This is a genomic window from Vibrio rubrogenes (assembly GCF_059641415.1).
The window spans coordinates 1-5,260 of sequence record NZ_JCARSY010000071.1 but is presented as its reverse complement, the minus strand read 5'-3'; the positions used below and the strand labels follow the sequence as shown (position 1 = coordinate 5,260).

General features: G+C 53.4%; 2 protein-coding genes. Both read right to left on the bottom strand.

Annotated features, from left to right (window positions below):
- Positions 1 to 4,798 (bottom strand): non-ribosomal peptide synthetase (locus AC55NX_RS20365; RefSeq protein ID WP_496997393.1); only part of this gene is annotated, 4,798 nt, incomplete at its 3' end.
- A 15-nt stretch (positions 4,799 to 4,813) separates the two neighbouring features.
- Positions 4,814 to 5,260: phosphopantetheine-binding protein (locus AC55NX_RS20360; protein ID WP_496997392.1), on the bottom strand; the 447-nt coding region annotated here is incomplete at its 5' end.

Genomic DNA, 5,260 nt, shown 5'->3' with positions numbered 1-5,260 from the left:
CATCAGGGGTCTGCGCGGCTTGCTTTTCGAATAACTGGTGCAGACACGCTTGCTCGGGATATGGCATGGCGGTCTGGTTAAAGCGGTTCAGTACATTGTCACGTTCATCAACAGGCAAAAGATCCAATTGACTAACCGATGTATCGGGCTGGGTCATCAGTGTGCTCACCAACCCATGCAGTGCAGTCACGATCATCGCACCGATCCGCTCGCCACCGACGCGCCGACTGACATGAATATCTAACGAAAATCCGCCGTTGACAATATCGTTCACCGCCACCGTTAACGGGTAGTTGGTATTTTCAGCAGCGAAGACCACCGAACCCAGCGCATCGGTCTCTTCGGTATGCTGCGCACTGCCGCCTTGATAGCGGTAGTTGAGCAGCGAGCTGAATAATGGCGTCTGATTGCTCAAGCCACTACACTGCTGAGCCAAAGCTAATGAAGTATGCTCATGTTCGAGTAATTCACCCAACCGTTGTTGTGTCTGGGTCAGTGCCGATTCTGCCGATGCACCGGCAAAAGAAAGCCGTAACGGCAGGGTATTGAGGAACATTCCGAGCACGCGATCAGCCCCTTCCCCGCCAGCCATACGACCGAACAGCACGGTGCCGAAAACCACATCGTCCTGCCCCGTGGCCATACGCACCACTAATCCCCATGCGAGATGGAATAATGCAGCCGGACTCAGACCTTTCTGACGCGCCAGCACGCGCAACTGCTGCGCCAGATGCGGCTCAATCGCGACGTGAACCCCTTCTTCCAGTTCACTTTGTGTCTGTAGTCCGAATGGTACACAAGGTTCATCAAGGTCACCCAGCAACGCTTGAAAATAACGCAAATGGTCATCGCGGTCAGACTGGTTCAGCGTGGTTTGCGCGACAAAATTACGGAACGGTAGCGGCTTGGGCAGCAGCGCTTCCTGCCCCGTCACGTAAGACTGCACCTCTTCAACCAGTAATTCCAGCGTGGTGTGGTCATTACATAAATGATGGAATAAAAAGCACAACAGCCAGCGCTCTTGCGCCGGATCTGCGACTTTATAAATTTCAATCATCGGCGCATGCTGAATATCCATCCGGGTCCGGGCCGGATCAAAGTGACGGCTCAGTGCCTCGGCCACATCATCGGTCTGTTCAACGTGATCAAGCTGAGAAGCATTGAGGGTTTTCAGTACCACCGGAGCTTCACGCCACACCACTTGGACGGGCGTATTCAGGCCATCCCAAACGACGGCGGTGCGCAAAATGTCATGGCGCTGCACCACCTGCTGCAGTGCGCTCATGAACGTCTCGATTTCCGCTTCATTCCTGAAACTTTGAATAAACCGGGTAATGTACGGGTCACCTTGTTCGGCCAGTAAATGGTGGAATAAGATCCCCTCCTGAAGTGGTGCCAGCGGATAAATATCTTGAATATTCGCCGCACCGCCAACAACAGTCTGGCTGATCCGATCGATCTCTGACTGCTCCAGAGTCACTAACGGCAGCATTTCTGGGGTAATATGCTGACAGTCTGCCGGAATCAAATTCGGTGGAATCTCGCTCTGCTGAGCCGGGTTGAGTGCAATCAGTGTTTCAGCCAGTGCCGCCAAAGTCGGCCGGGCAAACAGATCCCGGATCACCATCTGATAACCCTGCTGACGTAACCGTTCGATCATTTGTACCGCCAGTAACGACTGACCGCCGAGTTCAAAGAAGTTATCATCCCGGCCTACGTGTTCTACACCGAGTAACGCGGACCAGATGTCAGCCAAAGTGGATTCAACGACACCTTCGGGCGCGGCAAACGCCTGACGGACAAAAGCACTTTCATCTGGCTCAGGCAGAGCTTTGCGGTCAACTTTACCGTTAGCGTTGAGCGGCATTTTATCCAGTGCGACATATGCTTTCGGCACCATGTAATCGGGCAAACGCTCAGCTAACCGCGATTTCAGTTCGGCTGCCGTGACGTGCTGATCTTGTGTAGTAAAATAAGCGACAAGACGTTTCGAACCGGCATCCGCACCTTGGGCAAGCACAACCGCACTATCAGCACCACTTGAGAGCAATGCCACTTCGATTTCACCCAATTCAATCCGGAATCCGCGGATCTTGACCTGAAAATCGTTCCGGCCGATAAATTCAATCGTGCCGTCTTGATGTCTGTAGCCCAAATCGCCGGTTTTATACATCCGTGCATTCGGTAGCGGTGAATACGGATCAGGCACAAAACGCTCTGCGGTCAACTCATCTTGATTGAGATACCCCAACGCGACCCCGTCACCACCGATATATAACTCACCGACCACGCCTTGTGGCACCGGTTGGCCCTGACTGTTCAACAAATACACCTGCGTATTGCCGATAGGATAACCAAGCGGAATACTTACAGCATCTTCACCCACGACAGTGACTTCATGAGTTAAAGCAAAGGTGGTGGTTTCTGTCGGACCATAGCAGTTCAACACATGCTGTGGTGCACTCTCAGACAACACCCGACGAATCACGGCCGGTTCAAGTGCATCACCACCGACCAACAGATAACGCAGGCTAGGGAATACTGATTTCAAGCCTTGTGCATACTGATTAAACAAGCCAACCGTCAGCCACAGAATACTGACCTGATGCTGAGTCAGCGCTTGAGCGAAGGTCTGGACATTCAGTAAGGTGTCTTGCTCAATCACAACCACCGCAGCGCCGTTAAGCAGCGGTGCCCACACTTCTAAGGTGGTGGCATCAAATGCCGGGTTGGCCGCGAACGAAAAACGGTCTGAGGGTTGAATCGTCATATAACCATTATTGAGCACCAGTCGCGCGATCCCTTTGTGGGGGACGACGACACCTTTTGGCTGACCCGTTGAGCCCGAGGTGTACATGACATAAGCCGGAGACTCACCGCTGACGGCCACCGATACCGGTTCATCACGGCTCTCCGTGATCAGCGACGCATCCATCTCCAAGACCTTCAGAGACGGGTAATCTGCCGCCGCACCCGGTTCTGCAATCAGAATGGTCGCACCGCTATTGTCCAGTACATAATCCAGTCGCTCGGTCGGGGCAGCCGGATCGAGCGGCACATACACCGCGCCGACTTTGAGAACCGCCAGCTCCGCCTGAATCAAAGCAGCGGAACGAGGCAGCCGCATCGCGACTCGCTGCCCCGGCTGAACGCCAAGCGTCTGCAGTCTGTAAGCCAGCGCATTCGCTCTTGCCTCCAGCATGGCATAAGTCAGATCGCCATCATCGGTCACCACCGCTGTCGCATCGGGTGATGCACTGACCTGCTCTGTAAACAGCGCATGAACGCCCTTATCTGCGGGATAATCGTAACGGGTCTGGTTGTATTGATGAATGACCGTTTGGAATTCATCCTCACCGAGAATCGGTAACGCGGTGACCGGTAATTCGGGCTGTTCAACCATACCTTGCAGTAATCGGATCCAATAGCCGAGATAGCGCTCCACGGTCGCTTGTTTAAACAAGGCAGTCGCATAATTCAGATAGCCGGACAGGGAGTCACCCGATTCGCTGAGGAGCAGACTCAAATCAAACTTGGCCGTCTTAAACGGCTCTTCTTCGGGAGATAAGGAAATGCCGGGCAGGCTCAACGTTGAGTCCGGCAGGTTCTGCAGGGCAAAGATCACCTGAAACAGCGGTGTATAAGCCGGATCCCGGCTTGTCAGCGTCGCCTCAACCACCTGTTCAAACGGAATATCCTGATTGGACTGTGCCGCCAGAGCCGTGGCTTTCACTTGTGCCAGTAACGCGGGCGTGTCGGGCTGCTGACTTAAATCCACCCGGAGTGCCTGCGTATTGACAAACATCCCGATCAGGCCTTCCAACTCAGCGCGATTACGTCCGGCGACCGGCGCACCGATCACCACATCATCCTGACTGGACAGCCGGCTCATCAACGTTGCCCAACTGGCAAACAACGTCATAAACAGGGTGGTATCATGACGCTGCCCCAACGCTTTCAACGCTGCGGTTAATGTCCGGTCCAAGGTGAAATTCACACTGGCACCGGCATGGTCTTGCACTGCCGGGCGTGGAAAATCGGTTTTGAGCGCCAGACACTCAGGCGCATCTTTCAGTTGCTCAATCCAGTAGTCTCGTTGACGGGGAATGACCGATTCGGCAAAAGATTGTTGCCAGTGAGCATAATCGGCAAACTGAATCGGTAACGGCGGCAGCGGGTTGCTTTGCCCCTGACACAACGCGGCATACAGCATGCCGACTTCGCGGATAAACACACTCATCGACCAGCCATCGGCTATCGCATGATGTAACGCGACACGCAGCACGAACTCATGTTCCTGAACATGAACCAGTTCGGCTCTGACCAGCGGCCCTACCGATAAATCAAAATGGGGCAGATAAGGCTCGGAGAGATCAATCAGATCAACTTGATCGCGTGAGATCTCATCGAGTAAAAACCCCTCATCCGCAGGCATGACCCGTTGTAAGGGCTGACCATCCCGAGTCGTAAAAATCGTTCTGAGGGATTCATGGCGGGAGACCATCTGATCCAGTGTTGCTCGCAATATGGCGATATTCAGCTGACCTTTCAGCCGGAATGAACCGTTAATAATATAGGCATCGGATGCACTCGGTTCCATTGCCGACAAAAACCAGATCCGTCGCTGTGCCAGCGCTAAAGGCTCTCCTTCCGGAGAGCGGGCTACAGGAGCAATGGCCGCAGACTTTTCTTTCTTTTTCCGCTTCAGGCCTCGTGCTTTTGCCAACTCAAATAATTTAACCACGTCATCGCCAGACAAATTATTCATCGATGCACCTAAATCATCATTTGTACTCATGGTGTATGTCTCCCATTATTCTGCTAAATCCATTAAATCGCTGACATCAAACTCAGCAAGACCGATATAAGCCACACGTTGACTAAACGCGGCTAATGTGGGATGAGAGAAAAGCTCAACCAATGGCACTTCCAAATCCAGTTCATTGCGAATTCTTGAAATTAATTGGGCAGCCAGCAATGAATGTCCTCCCAACTCAAAGAAGCTGTCCTGACGACCGACGGCTTCAACCTGAAGTAGCGCTTGCCAAATATCAGCAACCATCTCTTCGAGATCGCCCAGCGGTGCTTCATACTCCCGGCGCACCAATGCGCTTTCATCCGGCTCGGGCAATGCCCGGCGGTCAACCTTACCGTTCGCCGTCAGTGGCATCTCAGCCAGCGCAACATAAGCCGCCGGTACCATGTAATCCGGTAAATGCGACGCCAGACGCGCCTTCAGTTCACTCGCTGTCAGTGACGC